This is a genomic window from Rhodobacter capsulatus (assembly GCF_005144475.1).
Classification (GTDB): Bacteria; Pseudomonadota; Alphaproteobacteria; order Rhodobacterales; family Rhodobacteraceae; genus Rhodobacter; species Rhodobacter capsulatus_C.
Genome location: NZ_SWJZ01000022.1, coordinates 65780 through 81156, shown reverse-complemented (window position 1 = coordinate 81156; position 15377 = coordinate 65780). Strand labels below are relative to the sequence as shown.

Below are 15377 nucleotides of genomic sequence, written 5' to 3'. Positions count from 1 at the left end.
ACCCCCGGGATATTTGTGGCAAGATAAAGGCAGGACGTTAAGGAATTGCTAACCATGTTCTGGCAGACTTGTCTCACGGTACAGGGAGGGATCCCGATGACCGTGCAAGGTAAAAGCGCCGCGTCTTCCCCGTGCAAACGGCCCAAGGCGCGGCGCCCCTGCACTTCTGATCTGGCATTTATCTTGCCGATAAATATCCCCGCCGGAGGCTCCCGCAGTTTCAGCCCGCGCGCCGGGAGGGCATCATGACAGCGTTGATGATCCAGGGCGCGGGCTCGAATGTCGGCAAGTCGATGCTGGTCGCCGGGCTGTGCCGGGCGGCGCGGCGGCGGGGGCTGTCTGTGGCGCCGTTCAAGCCGCAGAACATGTCGAACAATGCCGCCGTCACCGCGGATGGCGGCGAGATCGGCCGGGCGCAGGCGCTGCAGGCGCTGGCTTGCGGGCTGGATCCGGTGACCGACATGAACCCGATCCTTTTGAAGCCCGAAAGCGACGTGGGCGCGCAGGTCGTGGTGCAGGGGCGTCGGCTCACCACCACCCGGGCGCGCGATTACGCGGCGCTGAAGCCGCAGCTGATGGGCGCGGTTCTGGAAAGCTTCCGGCGCCTGAAAGCCGCGCATGATCTGGTGATCGTCGAAGGCGCGGGCAGCCCGGCCGAGGTCAATCTGCGCGCGGGCGACATTGCCAACATGGGCTTTGCGCGCGCCGCCGATGTGCCGGTGGTGCTGGTGGGCGACATCGACCGCGGCGGCGTCATCGCGCAGATCGTCGGCACCCAGGCGGTTTTGGACCCCGCCGATGCCGAAATGATTTCCGGTTTTCTGATCAACAAGTTCCGCGGCGATGTCACGCTTTTCGACGACGGCTACCGGCTGATCGAGGCCCGCACCGGCTGGCGCGGCTTCGGCACGCTGCCGTGGTTTCCCCTGGCCCACAGGCTGCCCGCCGAAGATGCGCTCGACATCGCCTCGGGTCCTGCGACTTCGGGAACGGTCATTGCCTGTCTGACCCTCTCGCGCATCGCGAATTTCGACGATCTCGATCCGCTTGCGGCCGAGCCCGGGGTGCGGATGGTGATGGTGCAGCCCGGCCAGCCGATCCCGGCCGAGGCGCGGCTGGTGATCCTGCCCGGCTCGAAATCCACCCGCGGCGATCTGGCCTTCCTGCGCGATCAGGGCTGGGACATCGACCTGATGGCCCATGTCCGGCGCGGCGGCCATGTGCTGGGCATCTGCGGCGGCTATCAGATGCTGGGCCGGACCGTGGCCGATCCCGAGGGGATCGAGGGGCCCGCGGGCACCACCCCCGGGCTTGGGCTGCTGGACGTCGCGACCGTGATGACCCCCGACAAGCGGCTGACCCGGACCCGGGCCACCCATGCGGGGACCGGGCTGGCGGTCGAGGGCTATGAAATCCACATCGGCCGCACCGATGGGCCCGATCGCGCCCGGCCCTTTGCGCTGATCGACGGCCAGCCCGAGGGGGCGATCTCGGCTTCGGGCCGGGTCACCGGCAGCTATCTGCACGGGCTTTTCGGCGCCGATGATTTCCGCGCGGCATTTCTGCAGGGCCTTGGCGTTCAGGCCTCGGGGCGAAGCCATGCGGGCGGCGTCGAGGCGACGCTTGAGACGCTCGCCGATCACGTCGAGGCGCATCTCGACGTGACCGGGCTTTTGCGGCTCGCGCGTTAGCGCAGTTCCCATTCGGTCGGCAGGTTTTCCTGCCAGCCGGCGCGGTGCAGAAGCGGCGTGTCATCGGTGAATTCGGGCGTGCCGATGCACAGCCAGGCGACGAAGTCCCAGTCGGGTGGCGCGTCCAGAAGCCGTTCGACCGCTTTCGGATCGAGCACCGAAACCATTCCCAGCCCCAGGTTTTCCGCCCGCGCCGCCAGCCACAGCGTATGGATCGCCATCGCCGTCGATTGCTGCAGCGTCACCGGCATCGAGGCGCGGCCAAGCCCATGCCCCGCGGCCGGATCGCGATGGGTGAAGACAGCGAGCTGCAACGGCGCCTGATCGATGCCTTGCAGTTTCAGCTTCGCATAGGCCTCGGCCTGTTCGCCATCATAGCCCTGCCCCGCGGCATCGCGCGCGGCGTTGAAATTCGCCAGCACCTCGGCCCGCAGCGCCGGGCTGTCGACCCGGATCACCCGCCAGGGCCGCGCATTGCCAACCGAGGGCGCCATGTCCATCACCGCGCGCAGCCGCGCGATCACCGTCTCGTCGATCGGGTCGGGGCGGAAGTGACGCACGTCGCGGCGCCAGCGCAAAACCTCGGTCAGCGCGTCGCGGTGGGGTTGCTCAAAGTTCATCCGTCAGTGCCTTTTCCAGTCGGGTCCATTCGATCTCGCCGCCCGGCAGGCCCAGGCGCAGCCACTGCGGCGCATAGGGGAACACACGGCTCCAGATCCGGGCGCGGGCAAGGTGGTCTTGCGCCGCAGCCGCGTCGGGCGTGGCATAGGTGCGAAACAGCGCCGTGCCGCCCACAAGGTTCCAGCCCCGCCGCGCCGCCAGCGCATCCAGCCGCATCGTTTCCGCCCCCAGCCGCAGCGCCGTCGCCATCGCCCAGTTCCGGTCGAGAAGCGCGCGGCGGCCGATCTCCAGCGCCGGACCCGAGACCGGCCAGGGCCCCGCCATCTCGGACAGCGCCGCCACCGTCGCCGCATCGGCGAAGACGAAGCCCAGCCGCAGCCCGGCCAGCCCGTAGAACTTGCCAAACGAGCGCAGCACCAGCATGCGGCGGCTGGCCTTGGCGGTGACCGAGGCCTCGGGCGAGGCATCGGCGAAGCTTTCATCCACCACAAGCCGCCCGACCTGCAGCGAGAGCGCGCGCAGCGCCGCCGCCGGATGGCGCTGACCATCGGGGTTGTTCGGGTTCACCACCACCGCCAGATCGGCGCCCGCCAGCCCGCCCAGCGTGGACACTTCCTCGACCTGCCAGCCTGCCGCCAGAAGCGCCGCCGCATGTTCGTTGTAGGTCGGGCCCAGCACCCGCGCCCGGCCCGGCGCCCAAAGCCGCGGAATGAGCTGGATCGCCTGCTGCGCCCCGGCCAGCGCCACCCCGGGCGCCGGGGTGCCGAAAGCCGCCGCCGCCGCCGCAAGCAGCGCGGCCTTGGCCGTGGCGGTCGGCAGATCGGTCCAGACCTGCGCGGGCAGATCGGGCACGGGCCAGGGCTGGCGGTTGATGCCGGTGGACAGATCGATCCAGTCCTCGCCGCCATATTGCGCCTTGGCCGCGTCGCTGTTTCCACCATGATCGCGCATCACGAGACACTCCACAAAACGGCCCCAAGGCCGATGACCAGCGTCATCCCTGCCATCGCGCGGCGGTAAAGCGCAAGCCCGCGGGCCAGGTCTTCGGGCCGCGGATCGGGGGCGGTGCCGTTCAGCCACGGTTCCCTCGCCACCCGGTCGGCATAGATGCGCGGCCCGGACAAGCGGATGTTCAGCGCGCCCGCCATGGCCGCTTCGGGCCAGCCCGCATTGGGCGAGCGGTGCGACCGGGCATCGCGCGCCATCACCGCCAGCGCCCGGCCCCGGCAGGAGGAGGCGAGCCCGAAGAAGAGCCCCGTCAGCCGCGCCGGGATCAGGTTCACCAGATCATCGATGCGCGCCGAGGCCCAGCCGAATTCCTCATAGCGTTCCGTGCGGTGGCCGATCATCGAATCGAGCGTGTTGATCGCCTTGTAGCCGGCAATCCCGGGCAGGCCCGCGACGCAGCCCCAGAACAGGGGCGCGACGATGCCGTCCGAGCTGTTCTCGGCCAGGCTTTCAAGCGCGGCACGGGCGACGCCCGGTTGATCAAGCTGGCTCGGATCGCGCCCGACGATCATCGACACGGCCTGCCGCGCGCCGGGCAGATCGCCCGCAAGCAGCGGTTTCGCCACCGCCGCGACGTGATCATGCATCGAGCGAAGCGCCACGAAGGGCCAGGCCAGCACGCCGCCGATCAGCACCCCCGGCCAGCCCGAAGGCAGCCAAAGCTGGACCGCCAGTGCGATGACCACCGTGGTGCCGATCACCGCCAAAGCGACCAGAACGCCGCGCAGACGGCGCAACCGGCCCTTGAAATTCCAGCCCTTTTCCAGCCGCGCAATCAGCGCGCCGATCCAGGTCACCGGATGGCCGATGCGCCTGTAAAGCCAATCCGGCCAGCCAAGCGCCAGATCGATGGCAATCGCCACCGCCATCATCGCGGCAAAATTCATCGCCCGCCCCCCCTGATCCGCACCAAACCGCGCCAGCCCGCCGCGCGCAAAGCCGCCCCTGCCCCCGCGGGCACCGTGCCGGGCGCAAAGATCAGCCCGCGCGCCGCCCCGGTATGCGCCCGCAGCCAGCCAAGCGCGCCCAGATCCGCCGCAAGCTGCGGCGCAGTCTCCTCAAACGGGCCGCGCAGCGCGCTGCAGCGGGCGGCGCTTTCGGTGGCGATTGCGGCAAAATCGGCCAGCGTCGCCGCCCCCCGCCAGCGCGCCACAAGGTCGGTGACATCGGGAAAGGCGCTGTCCGTGGCCTCGGTCCGGGCGGGATCGCCGCTGAAACCGCCCAGAATCTCATGGCGCGGCAGGGCGGGCAGCGCCGCAAGCGCCCGCCCCTGCCGCGAGGCCCAGAGCATCCGTTCGGGCGCGGCAAACATCAGCGGATCGGAGGCCCCCTCGGCCGCCACACAGGCCCGCGCCAGGATCTCGGGCGCACCGTTCCACCCGGCCAGCCGCGCCAGCGCCACCAGCGAGGCGGTGGAGACCCCGGTGCCAAGCCCCGGCGCCACCACCGGGCGCAGCACGATCCGCCCGCGCAGGGACAGCCCGAGCAGGTCCAGAAACCGCCGCGCCCGCGCAGGCGTCAGCCCCGCGCCCCGCAGCGACAGCCCCGGGCCGGGCCGGTAGCACAGATCCAGCCCAAGCGCGGGCGCGGGCAAGGTCACCAGAACCACCGGGCCATCGGCGCCCAGCCGCCCCTGCAACCACTCGCCGAAATGGCCGGGAATGTGCAGGGCGGCTCTCATCCGAAGACCCGGTTCACGCCCGCGATCGACCAAAGCCCGCCCGGCACCGCAACGAGCCGCGTCACCGACAGCGGCGCCACCTGAAAGGCCAGCCCCGCAGGGACCGATCCCAGCGCCAGCGACAGCGCCGCCCGCACGACCCCCGCATGGGCGACGACGGCGATCCGCCCGCCCTGCCCCGCCAGCTCGCGCAGCACCGGCGCGACGCGGGCGCATTGCTCGGCGTAACTCTCGCCGCCGGGCGGGCGATGCGTGGCCACCTCGGCCAAAGGCATCAGCCCGATGTCGGGAAGCTCTGCGAAGGGGCGGTTTTCCCAGGCGCCGAAATCCTGCTCCCAGAGCCGCGGATCCAGCCGCGGCTCGACCCCGGGCCAAAGCGCCGCCGCCGTCTGCTGACACCGCGCCGCGGGCGAGCAAACGACGCTCGCCATCCCCACCGCCGCCCGGAGCGCCGCAAGCGCCGCCTCGTCCGGCAGATCGCAAGGCACATCGCGCCGCCCCGCCAGCCGCCCTTCGTGGCGCGCGGGCGCATGGCGGATCAGCCAAAGCTCGGTCGTGACATCCGCCTGCCCAGTTGCCTGCATCCTTGCATTTCTCCTTTCGGTCCGCCGCCGTTTCTGCTTTTTTCCGCCGCAAGGAACAAGAGGCAACGCGGCATGGCTTTCACCCTTCTCGTCACCGGCGGCGCCCGTTCGGGCAAAAGCACCTATGCCGAGACCCGCACCCTCGCGCTGGGCCAGCCCGCGCATTACATCGCCACCTCGGAAATCTGGGATGACGAAATGGCCGAACGGATCGCGGCGCATCGGGCGCGGCGCGGCCCGGAATGGGTGACGCGGGCGGAACCTCTCGATCTTGTGACGGCGCTGCGGGAAACCGACGATGCGCCGCGGCTGGTCGATTGCCTGACGCTGTGGCTGACCAACCTGATGCTGGGCGAGCATGACTGGGAGGCTGCGGCAAAGCGGCTTCTTGCGGTTCTGCCCGAACTGACGGCACCCGTCGTCTTTGTCACCAACGAGGTGGGTCTGGGCATCGTGCCCGACAACCGTCTCGCCCGTGCGTTCCGCGACAATGCGGGCCATCTCAACCAATGGGTCGCTGCGGCGGCGGACGAAGTCGTCTTCACCGTCGCGGGCCTGCCAATGAAGGTGAAATAGGTATGCTGCAGCTCCACTCCTTTGCCGAGATTTCCACCCTGGCCGACCGGCTGCCCATGGCGGACGAAGCCGCCCGCGCCGCGGCGCTTGAGCGGCAGAACAGCCTGACGAAGCCGGTGGGCTCGCTTGGCCGTCTGGAGGAGCTGGCGCTGCATTGGGCGGCCTGGCGGGCGACGGCGCGGCCCACGATCGCCAAGGCACAGGCGCTTTGCTTTGCGGGCAACCATGGCGTCTGCGCGCAGGGCGTGAACGTCTTCCCGCAGGAAGTCACGCATCTGATGGTGAAGAATTTCGAGATGGGCGGGGCGGCGATCAACCAGCTGTGCCGCGCGGCGGGGGCGGATCTGCAGGTGATCTCGCTCGATCTCGACCGGCCGACGCAGGACTTCACGCAAGGCCCGGCGATGACCGAGGCGGAGACGGTGGCGGCGCTGAATGTGGGCGCGGGCGCGGTGGACCCGACGGCCGATGCGCTGATCATCGGCGAGATGGGGATCGGCAATTCGACCATCGCGGCGGCGCTGGCGGCGGCGATTTACGGCGGCACGGCCAAGGATTTCGTTGGCCCGGGCACCGGGTCCGATGCGGCCGGGATCGCGCGCAAGATCGCCGCGATCGACAAGGGTCTGGCGCTGCATGGCGGCCTTGGCGGCATGGAGACGCTGGCGGCCCTTGGCGGGCGCGAGATCGCCGCGATGTGCGGCGCGGTTCTGGGCGCGCGGGCGGCGCGGATCCCGGTGATCCTGGATGGGTTCATCTCGACCGCTGCGGTCTCGACGCTGTTCAAGGTCGATCCGCGGCTTCTGGATCACTGCGTCGTCGGCCATACCTCGGCCGAGCCCGGGCATCAGAAGGTGCTGACCACGATGGGCAAGCGCGCGCTTTTGCAGATGGAGATGCGGCTGGGCGAAGGCACCGGCGCGGCGCTGGCGCTGGGTGTCGTGCGCGCGGCGCTCGAATGCCACAACGGCATGGTGACCTATGCCGAAGCGGGCATCAGCGCCTGATGGAGCGGGGCTGGTTCAGGGCGCGGCTTTCCGAGGCGCATCTGGCGGTGCTGTTGCTCACCCGCCTGCCGATGCCGCGTCTGGCCGATCCGGTGCCGACGCTGGCGCAATCGGTCTGGGCCTATCCCTTGGCCGGGCTGGTGGTAGGGGCGATCTCCGCCCTTGCCCTGGCCGGCACGCTGGCGCTTGGCCTGCCGCCCGTCTTGGCGGCGGGGCTGGCGGTGACGCTGCAGGTGGTGATCACCGGCGCCTTGCATGAAGACGGGCTTGCCGATGTCGCCGACGGGTTCTGGGGCGGGCGCGAGGTGACGCGGCGGCTGGAGATCATGCGCGACAGCCGCATCGGGTCCTATGGCGTCGCGGCGCTGGTGCTGTCGCTGGGCCTGCGCTGGCAGGGGGTGGCGGCGCTGGCCGCCGCTTCGCCCGCGCTGGCGATGGCGGGGCTGATCGGGCTGGCGATCCTGTCGCGGGCGGCTTGCGGGGTGCTGATGGCGGCGCTGCCCGCGGCCCGGCCCGATGGCATGGGCCGCTATGCCTCGGGCGCGGCATGGAAACGGGTGATCGCGGGCGGGGCGGTGGCGATGGGTGCCGCCTTCGGGCTTGGCCTGCCCGTCGTGCCGCTGCTGATCGTGCAGGGCGCGCTGGTGCTGGGTCTGGCGCAGGTGGCGCGGGCCAAGATCGGCGGGCAGACCGGCGATGTTCTGGGCACGGCGCAGCAACTGGCCGAGATCGGCGGCTGGCTGGTGCTGGCGGCGGCCTTCGCCTGAGGCTCAGGCGACGCGCCGTCCGGACAGCGCCGCCGGGTCGAGCAGATGCAGGCCCCGCCGCAGCGCCAGCGGCCGCGCCGTCGGGCCATAGACCGTCAGCGGATCGGCCACCCCCAGAACCACCCCGGCCAGCCAGGGCAGCGCCTGCGCGATCGACAGCCGCGCCGCAGGCCCCAGCGCCGCCAGCGCCATCGGCCCGGGATAAAGCGTCTCGCAGGGCAGCCCGTTCGCGGTGACGATGCCGTGACGCTGCAGCAGGATGTGGTGATAGCTGACGCGGCGCTTGCCGCGCGCGATGCGAAAGCGCGGGTCGTTCAGCTCGGCCAGATGCCGCGCCCGCACCAGACGCTCGCCCTGATCGGTCAGCGCCAGCACCGCATGTTGCGGCGACACCAGCAGCGCCCCGTGCCGCCCAAGCGCGTTTTCGCGGATCAGCACCGGCAGCAACCGCGGCTCGGCCCGCAGATCGGCCGCCGTCAGCGACCGCCCCCCGGACCAGAGCACCGGCACCGCGCCGTGATCGCGGCTGAGCACCAGATCGCCCGGGCGCAGCGTCTCGACCGGAACCGCTCCGCGCGGCGTCTCGATCAGGGTTCCGGCGGTGAAACAGGGCACCCCCATCGCATGCAGCATCGGCCGGCTGATCTGGTTGAACAGGGTTCCGACAAGGGTGATCGTCGGCCCGCCGGTCACCGTCGGAAAGGTGATCACCGCATTGCCATTGGCATCGGTGCCGATCACCGCATCGTCCCAGTTCACCGGGTTGCCCTGATCGTCGATCAGCCCCGAGACGTCGATCTGGTCGCGGGTCTTGTCGCCCACCATCGTGAAGTCGAAATCGGTGATGGTGTCGGCGCCGCTTTGCCCGTCCAGCACGAACGTGTCGGCGCCCGCGCCGCCGGACAGCGTGTCCGCCCCGAGCCCGCCCAGCAGCGTATCGTTGCCCGCATCGCCGAAAAGCGTGTCGTCGCCGCTGCCGCCCAGCACGGAATCGTTGTCGTCGCCGCCGTAAAGGATGTCGTTGCCGCCGCGCCCGTCGAGCGTGTCGTTGCCGCCGCCACCGTAAAAGATGTTCGTGTAAACATCGGAACCGCTGTAGATGGCGTCGTCAAAGCCGACCAGACTGTCGCCATAGGCCGAGCCGATCAGCCCGTCGACGCCGGTCAGACTGTCGCCCGCCGCATCGCCGCCCGCCGTCGTCCAGCGCGACAGATCGATCGTCACCGCGCCGGAACTGGCGGAATAATCGGCATAATCCATGCCGCTGCCGCCGTTCAGACTGTCCGCCCCGGCGCCGCCCGCCAAAGTGTCGTTGCCCGCGCCGCCGTCCAGCGTGTCATTGCCGGTGCCGCCCAGGATCAGGTCGTTGCCGTCATTGCCCGACAGCACGTCATTGCCCGCGCCGCCATCGATCGTGTCGTTGCCCGCATTGGCGCTGACCGTGTCATTGCCCGCCCCGGCGCGGATCGAGTCGTTGCCCGCCCCCCCCACCAGAGAGGAGGCCGCCGAGGAGGCATAGCCCGTGCCGGCCAGGCCGCTGTAGCTTTGCCCCGTCGCAGTGGCCGAGGCGGTGCCGGTGACGGTCATCACCACGCCCGGCGTCAGCGCCGAAGTCGAGACATAGCCGACCAGCGTGTTGCCGACATAGACATCGTAGATCCGCGCCGTCGTGCCCGCGGTGGTGGTGAAGCTGGTGGCGGTGCCCAGCCGCACTGCGCCCGAGGCCAGCACCGCGCCGCTGGCCGTCGTCACCACCGCCGTCTGGTTCGCGTCAAGCTGCGCCGTCGCCGATCCGCTGAAAGAGCTGTCATTGTCGGTGACGGTGATCGTCACCGCCTGCGTCGCCGATTCGTAGCCGGGATCCAGCGAGAAGGAACTGGTGCCGCTCGTGGTGATGGAGGCGGCGCTGTAGCCGCTGATCGTGTAAGTCGCCATTGCTCTGCCCGTGTGCAGGTCTGCGCCTGCCTTGCCTGTTGCGGGGCTTCTCCCCCTCGCTGCCGCCCACGGCCCGCAGGCCGCGCGTCTTTGAGGTTAACAGGAACGCAAGAAATATGGCGAAAGTGGGGCAAAGGCGGACAACGCCTTAGACAGGCGGGAAAATTCGCACAAGCCCTGGCCAGGCGGGATCAGAGCGGCAGCGGACGGCTCATCACGACGGCGGTGATCGGGCAGACCGAACTGGCCTGTTTCGTCGCCAGAACCGGCGGCGGCACCTCGTAGCGGGCGCGGGCGCGGAAGCCGCGATGCGAAAAGAACGGCGCGGCATGTTTGGTGAACAGCCAGGCCTCGCGCGCGCCGGCGGCCGTGACCTTGTCGAGCAGCGCCGCCAGAATCGCCGAGCCGATGCCGCGCCCGCGCGCCGTCTCGGGCACGACCATCGAGCGGATCAGCGCCTGACCGCCCGGCAGCTCATAGCCGCCAAAGCCGCAGATCGCCCCGGAAGCATCTGAAAAGACAAAGAACTCTCGACCGGGGTCGGCCAGATCTTCGGTCGGAAGATGGGCTGCGGCCAGCGCCTCGGCCAAGCCCGGATCGGACCCGGCAATCGGTGTGGCAGTCAGTTCGGGCAGGACCATGACCTCGGGCATCGGGCGGCTCCTGTGGCAAGGGAACGGAAAGACATCCTGCGCAGGTCGCGACGGCGGGCGATCACAGGCATCACGCGGTCGCGGTCCGGCAAGACACCGGGCAGAGTATGACGATTGTGCGACCGCGGCGCGAAAGGGTCAAGCGGGCAAAATATCAACCCTCGGTTGCCGTCAATGCAAGACCGTCGACGACCGCGGTAAAGGCGTCGCCCTGCGCCTGTCGGGCCTGCGGACAGATCGCGGCGACGGCCTGCCCGACCAGCCCCATCAGGCTGGAGCCGCCGACAAGGATCGCGGTTTCGACCGCCGCGGGGGCGATGCCCGCCAGACGGCAGGTCTCGCTCAGCGCGGCCTCCAGCTCGGTGCGCGCCCGCGAAAGCGCGGCCGCCATCGAGACGGCGTCGATCTCGGCGTAAAGGCCGCGCTCGATCTTGCCCAGACGGATCATCGCACCGGGCTTGCCCGCATTCGCCTCGATCTTGCCGCGCTCGACCGCAAAGGCGAGATCATGGCCGAGCTCGTCCTCGATCACCCGTGCCAGACGCGCGATCGGCTGCGGCGCGACGGCGAATTTCGCCAGATGCGCCACGGATTTGCGGGTGTCTTGCGTGTAAAGGAAGGGGATCTTCGCCCAGGTCGCCAGATCGACGAAGATCTCGTTCGGCATCGGCAGCAGACCGGGGCCGAATTCGCGCTTCAGCTGCCCGCCCTGCCCCAGCAGCGGCATGACGTGATCCAGCGCGATGGCGCGGTCGAAATCGGTGCCGCCCAGCCGGATGCCATGGCTGGCGATGATCTCGACCCGGGCCCCGCTGACCCGAAACAGCGAGAAATCCGAGGTGCCGCCGCCGATATCGACGATCAGACCCAATGTCGTGCCGGTCAGATCGGCCGAGGCGCGGGCGGCGGCCTCGGGCTCGGGGCAAAAGCCGATCTCGGCAAAGCCCGCCGCCGAGAGGCAGCCGGTCAGATCGGCCAGCGCCCGGGCATCGCGGCCGGGATCGGCGTGGAAATGCACCGGACGGCCGGACAGGACGCGGGAAAAGCGCAGGCCGGTCTGCGCCTCGGCCCGGGTCTTCGTTTCCGCAAGGAAGGCGGTGACGACCTCGGCCAGGGTGCGGCGGCGCCCGCCGATCGGGCGGGGTTCATGAAACAGCGGCGTGCCCAGAACGCTTTTGAGCGCCCGCATGAACCGCCCCTCCTCGCCCGCGACCAGCGCCGAGACGGCGGCAGCGCCGATCCGCATCGGTCCCGGCTCGGCCGGGAAGAAGACCGCGGTGGGCAGGGTGTCGGCGGTGCCATCGAGCGTCAGGCGGCGCACCCGGCCGTCCAGCACAAGGGCGGCGGCGGAATTCGACGTGCCGAAGTCGATCGCAAGCGCAAGGTCGGTCATCGCGGGCCCCTCAAGCAAAGAGAGGCCCGCTACAGGGTTTCGGCGGCTCTGGCAAGGGGGCGCGCGCGGCCCGGATCAGATCAGGAAATCCCCCGCCGACAGCGCGCCCAGCGTGACATTGTCGAGGGTGATGACAAGCCCGTCGATCTGGATCACCACGGCGCGGCCCGATTGCGTCATGTGCCCCGCAAGATCGGCGAAACTGTCGAGCCCCGCCACCCCGCGCAGGTCGATGTCGTCGGCGCCGATGCGGAAATCGGTGATCCGGTCGGCGCCATCACCGGTCGCGAAGATGAAGACATCGTTGCCCAGCCCCCCGGTCAGCAGGTCGTTGCCCGCTCCCGCCGTCAGCCGGTCGTTGCCGGTGCCCGCGCTCAGGCTGTCATTGCCCGCCTCCCCCAGCAGCAGGTCGTTCCCGGCCCCGGCGGTGATCCGGTCATTGCCCGCCCCGGCCGAGATCGTGTCGGCATTCGTGCTGCTGTCGCCGCTGCCGGTGAAGCTGTCGTCGCCCGCGCCAAGGTTGACCAGATCATTGCCGCCGGTGTCGGTCACGGCGTCGATCCCGGCGCCGCCCTGCAGCGTGTCATTGCCAAGCCCGCCCGCCAGACGCGATCCCGCATCCGAGGCGGTCAGCCTGTCGTTGCCCGCGCCGCCGTCCAGCGTGTCAAGGCCGCCAAGACTGGTCAGCACCTCGTTGCCCAGCCCGCCGATGACCGCATCTGCCCCCGCATCGGCCGTGTCGGTGAAGATGTCGTCGCCCGCGCCCAGATCGATGCGGTCGGAATCGGCGCCGCCGGTCACGTTGTCATTGCCGTCGCCCGCCGTGATCGTGTCCATCCCGGCGCCGCCAAGGATCGTGTCCGCGCCACCATTGCCCGCCAGCCGGTCGTTGCCCGCGCCGCCGTCCAGACTGTCATTGCCCGCCCCGGCGTCGATCATGTCATTGCCCTCGCCGCCCTGCACGGTATCGGCATTGCCGGCGCCGTCGCCGCTGGCGGTGTAGCTGTCATTGCCCGCGCCAAGATTGACCAGATCATCGCCGCCGCTGTCGGCGGTGCTGTCGGCCCCCGCGCCCCCCGAGAGCGTGTCATCGCCCAGTCCGCCCTGCAGCGCGCTGCCCGCCGCCGAGGCGGTCAGGCTGTCGTTGCCCGCGCCGCCGTCCAGACTGTCGCGCCCGCCCAGGCTGGTCAGCACCTCGTTGCCAAACCCGCCCAGAACCGTGTCGGCCCCCGCGTCGGTGGTGTCGGTGAAAAGATCGTCGCCCGCCCCCAGATCGATGCGGTCTGCATCCGCCCCGCCGGTCACGTTGTCATTGCCCGCCCCCGCGGTGATCGTGTCCCGCCCGGCCCCGCCCAGGATCGTGTCGGCGCCCGCGCCGGTCTCGATCCGGTCGTTGCCGTCCCCGCCCGAGACGCTGTCGCCCCCGGTCGCGCTGTCGTCGATGCCGATGTAGCTGTCGTTGCCCGCGCCCAGCGTCACGACATCGGCGCCGCCGCTGTCGCTGACCCGGTCGGCGCCGATCCCGCCTTGCAGCGTGTCATCGCCAAGCCCGCCCGAAAGCAGGCAGGCCGCGGGCCCCGCCTGCAGAAAGTCGTCACCCGCCTCGCCGTAAAGCGAGTCGCCGCCGCCCTGGCTGGTCAGCACATCCGCGCCCGCGCCGCCCCAGACCAGATCGGAGCCGCCATCGGCTCCATCGACGAAAACATCGTCGCCGTCCTGCATCAGGATCGTGTCATTGCCCGCGCCGCCGGTGATGCTGTCGTTGCCTGCCCCGCCGGTGAGGCTGTCATTGTTCGCGCCGCCGTCGATCGTGTCGGCGCCCTGCCCGCCCGCCAGCGTGTCGCGGCCGGTCGTGCCCAGAAGCACCAGCCCGCCGCCGCCACCACCGCCACCGCCGCCACCCGAGCCGCTGCCGCCCGCAAACAGGAAATGCGTCGGATCAAGCATCGAGATCACGAGCCCCGAAAGCAGGATCGTGCCCTCGGCGGTGGCGATCCGCACGCCCGCCGCGGTGTCGGTCATCAGCGCCAGAAGCGCGCTCCAGTCGGCGATCGCGGCGATGGCGGTCAGATCGACGTAATCGATGCTGGCGACCAGATCGCCGATCGTATCGGTGCCAAAGCCGGTGCCGAAGGCGAAGATGTCCGCCCCCGCACCGCCGGTCAGCAGATCGTTGCCGCCCTCGCCCGAAAGCCGGTCGTCGCCCGCCTCGCCCGCCAGCGTGTCATCGCCCAGCCCGCCCGCCACCGTGTCATTGCCCGCCCCCGCGGCAAGCCGGTTGGCGGCGGTGTTGCCGGTGATCCGGTCCGCCCCGGCGCCGCTGCGGACATGTTCGATCACCGTGCCGGAATAGATCACCATGTTGCCGCGCTGCCCGAACAGATCCGAGATCGCCCCGGGCGTCAGATCGATCCGCGCCGCCTCGGCTCGGGCGGAAAAATCAAGCGTGTCGATGCCGTCGCTGTCGATCAGGGTGAAGGCGACATCGGCGCGGTGGTTGGTCGTGCCCAGATAATCCAGCCCGTCGCCCGCGGTCGAGCCGCTGCCATAGGTGGTGTTGCCGCCATGCACCGCGGCGGCGGTGCCGTAAAGCGCCCGCATCGCCGCGATGTCAAAGGCCATCGGGGTCAGCAGATAGGCGTGGCTTGCGCCGGTGTTCGGGTTCTCGGTCTGGGCGAAATAGGACATCACCGAGGTCTGCCAGCTGTCATTGGCATAAAGCGCATCGCTGGCGAAGCGGGCGGAGCCGTTGTAATTGCCGGTATGGCCCAGCCCGAGCGCGTGGCCGATCTCGTGGACATAGGTCTGATAGCTGTAGCTGCCCAGCGTGCCGCCGTAAGTGCTGAACCAGGATGACGCCACATTGACCGTCGCCGAGACCATGTTGGTGCCGGTGCCGCTCATCGAGCAATAGGCGCCGGCGGCGCTGTTCTGAAAGCCGATCTGGCCGCCGCTGGCAACCCGGACAAAGGTGATCCCCGCCGCCGAGGACCAGCTGTCCAGCGCGGTCTCGATCAGCGCGCGCTCGGCGGTGCTGACCGAGGCGGTGAAGGAATAGGTCAGCGTGCGGGACGCATCAAGCGCCCAGCCATAGGTGTAGCCGCCGAAATAGCCGCGGATGAGCTGCTGGACCGCCTGGTCCTCGGTGAAGATCGGTAGGGGCATCCGGGCACTCCTGATCGGGCGCGTGCGGCACGCGGCACAGCCGGACCGGCGGAGCGGTCGGCGAAACGACGACGGGAAAGGGGCAAACGCCTTCGGCGCACGGGGGAAGAAAGGGCCTTCATGGCCGCCGGAGGATCCGCTTCCCAAACCCGAACCTACCCGGTCGCGGGGCGATGCGACAACCCGCCCCCCCCTCGATTGCAGGTCAAGTTCTGCTGCGTGGTGAACAATCCCTTACCGCGGCCGCGCGCGGACCCGGCTTTGTTCATCGCTGCGGCGATGCGGTGGCAGGCGCG

13 protein-coding genes are annotated in these 15377 nt (G+C 70.0%); 4 read left to right on the top strand and 9 right to left on the bottom strand.

What is annotated here, in order from left to right; translation table 11 throughout:
- The first annotated feature begins 245 nt into the window (after positions 1-245).
- The gene (locus FBT96_RS07470) at positions 246-1691 is read left to right on the top strand and encodes a cobyric acid synthase (RefSeq protein ID WP_136905680.1); all 1446 of its coding nucleotides are present in this window, start codon (positions 246-248) and stop codon (positions 1689-1691) included.
- On the opposite strand, the gene bluB is transcribed toward FBT96_RS07470, so the two are convergent.
- Genes bluB through FBT96_RS07445 form a run of 5 tightly spaced genes read right to left on the bottom strand, consistent with a single transcriptional unit; the run spans position 1688 to position 5585 of the window.
- Positions 1688-2311 (bottom strand): 5,6-dimethylbenzimidazole synthase, encoded by a 624-nt coding sequence (gene bluB, locus FBT96_RS07465; protein ID WP_136905679.1) that lies wholly within the window; start codon positions 2309-2311, stop codon positions 1688-1690. The genes FBT96_RS07470 and bluB overlap by 4 nt on opposite strands.
- Positions 2301-3263, bottom strand: a complete 963-nt coding sequence (gene cobD / locus FBT96_RS07460) for a threonine-phosphate decarboxylase CobD (RefSeq protein ID WP_136905678.1) — start codon at positions 3261-3263, stop codon at positions 2301-2303. Before cobD ends, bluB begins: the two co-directional genes overlap by 11 nt.
- Positions 3263-4207 carry an adenosylcobinamide-phosphate synthase CbiB gene (cbiB, locus tag FBT96_RS07455; protein ID WP_136905677.1) on the bottom strand — a complete coding sequence of 315 codons (945 nt, stop codon included), beginning with the start codon at positions 4205-4207 and terminating at the stop codon, positions 3263-3265. The genes cobD and cbiB overlap by 1 nt, the downstream gene beginning before the upstream one ends.
- Positions 4204-5001 (bottom strand): propanediol utilization protein, encoded by a 798-nt coding sequence (locus tag FBT96_RS07450; RefSeq protein ID WP_136905676.1) that lies wholly within the window; start codon positions 4999-5001, stop codon positions 4204-4206. The genes cbiB and FBT96_RS07450 overlap by 4 nt, the downstream gene beginning before the upstream one ends.
- Complete coding sequence (locus FBT96_RS07445) at positions 4998-5585, bottom strand: histidine phosphatase family protein (protein ID WP_136905675.1); 588 nt, start codon at positions 5583-5585, stop codon at positions 4998-5000. Before FBT96_RS07445 ends, FBT96_RS07450 begins: the two co-directional genes overlap by 4 nt.
- Before the next feature lie 72 nt (positions 5586-5657).
- Between FBT96_RS07445 and cobU the strand changes: the two genes are divergently transcribed.
- The 3 genes from cobU to cobS are packed head-to-tail and all read left to right on the top strand — an operon-like array spanning position 5658 to position 7935.
- Positions 5658-6161: a bifunctional adenosylcobinamide kinase/adenosylcobinamide-phosphate guanylyltransferase gene (gene cobU, locus FBT96_RS07440; protein WP_136905674.1), complete on the top strand. Its 504-nt coding sequence runs from the start codon at positions 5658-5660 to the stop codon at positions 6159-6161.
- A 2-nt stretch (positions 6162-6163) separates the two neighbouring features.
- Positions 6164-7168: a nicotinate-nucleotide--dimethylbenzimidazole phosphoribosyltransferase gene (gene cobT / locus FBT96_RS07435; RefSeq protein WP_136905673.1), complete on the top strand. Its 1005-nt coding sequence runs from the start codon at positions 6164-6166 to the stop codon at positions 7166-7168.
- Positions 7168-7935 carry an adenosylcobinamide-GDP ribazoletransferase gene (gene cobS, locus FBT96_RS07430; protein ID WP_136905672.1) on the top strand — a complete coding sequence of 256 codons (768 nt, stop codon included), beginning with the start codon at positions 7168-7170 and terminating at the stop codon, positions 7933-7935. Before cobT ends, cobS begins: the two co-directional genes overlap by 1 nt.
- 3 nt (positions 7936-7938) lie before the next feature.
- On the opposite strand, the gene FBT96_RS21430 is transcribed toward cobS, so the two are convergent.
- From FBT96_RS21430 to FBT96_RS07410, 4 genes are all read right to left on the bottom strand, one after another.
- The gene (locus tag FBT96_RS21430) at positions 7939-9870 is read right to left on the bottom strand and encodes a Hint domain-containing protein (protein WP_136905671.1); all 1932 of its coding nucleotides are present in this window, start codon (positions 9868-9870) and stop codon (positions 7939-7941) included.
- Between the two features lie 191 nt (positions 9871-10061).
- The gene (gene arsN2 / locus FBT96_RS07420; RefSeq protein WP_136905670.1) at positions 10062-10523 is read right to left on the bottom strand and encodes an arsenic resistance N-acetyltransferase ArsN2; all 462 of its coding nucleotides are present in this window, start codon (positions 10521-10523) and stop codon (positions 10062-10064) included.
- A gap of 154 nt (positions 10524-10677) precedes the next feature.
- The gene (locus tag FBT96_RS07415; protein WP_136905669.1) at positions 10678-11916 is read right to left on the bottom strand and encodes an Hsp70 family protein; all 1239 of its coding nucleotides are present in this window, start codon (positions 11914-11916) and stop codon (positions 10678-10680) included.
- A gap of 75 nt (positions 11917-11991) precedes the next feature.
- Positions 11992-15081 carry a M10 family metallopeptidase gene (locus tag FBT96_RS07410; RefSeq protein WP_136905668.1) on the bottom strand — a complete coding sequence of 1030 codons (3090 nt, stop codon included), beginning with the start codon at positions 15079-15081 and terminating at the stop codon, positions 11992-11994.
- Positions 15082-15377 lie beyond the last annotated feature (296 nt).

Coding starts and splice junctions, on each gene's coding strand:
- FBT96_RS07470 (WP_136905680.1), top strand. CDS start 246: ATGACAGCGTTGATGATCCAGGGCGCGGGCTCGAATGTCGGCAAGTCG.
- bluB (WP_136905679.1), bottom strand. CDS start 2,311: ATGAACTTTGAGCAACCCCACCGCGACGCGCTGACCGAGGTTTTGCGC.
- cobD (WP_136905678.1), bottom strand. CDS start 3,263: ATGCGCGATCATGGTGGAAACAGCGACGCGGCCAAGGCGCAATATGGC.
- cbiB (WP_136905677.1), bottom strand. CDS start 4,207: ATGAATTTTGCCGCGATGATGGCGGTGGCGATTGCCATCGATCTGGCG.
- FBT96_RS07450 (WP_136905676.1), bottom strand. CDS start 5,001: ATGAGAGCCGCCCTGCACATTCCCGGCCATTTCGGCGAGTGGTTGCAG.
- FBT96_RS07445 (WP_136905675.1), bottom strand. CDS start 5,585: ATGCAGGCAACTGGGCAGGCGGATGTCACGACCGAGCTTTGGCTGATC.
- cobU (WP_136905674.1), top strand. CDS start 5,658: ATGGCTTTCACCCTTCTCGTCACCGGCGGCGCCCGTTCGGGCAAAAGC.
- cobT (WP_136905673.1), top strand. CDS start 6,164: ATGCTGCAGCTCCACTCCTTTGCCGAGATTTCCACCCTGGCCGACCGG.
- cobS (WP_136905672.1), top strand. CDS start 7,168: ATGGAGCGGGGCTGGTTCAGGGCGCGGCTTTCCGAGGCGCATCTGGCG.
- FBT96_RS21430 (WP_136905671.1), bottom strand. CDS start 9,870: ATGGCGACTTACACGATCAGCGGCTACAGCGCCGCCTCCATCACCACG.
- arsN2 (WP_136905670.1), bottom strand. CDS start 10,523: ATGCCCGAGGTCATGGTCCTGCCCGAACTGACTGCCACACCGATTGCC.
- FBT96_RS07415 (WP_136905669.1), bottom strand. CDS start 11,916: ATGACCGACCTTGCGCTTGCGATCGACTTCGGCACGTCGAATTCCGCC.
- FBT96_RS07410 (WP_136905668.1), bottom strand. CDS start 15,081: ATGCCCCTACCGATCTTCACCGAGGACCAGGCGGTCCAGCAGCTCATC.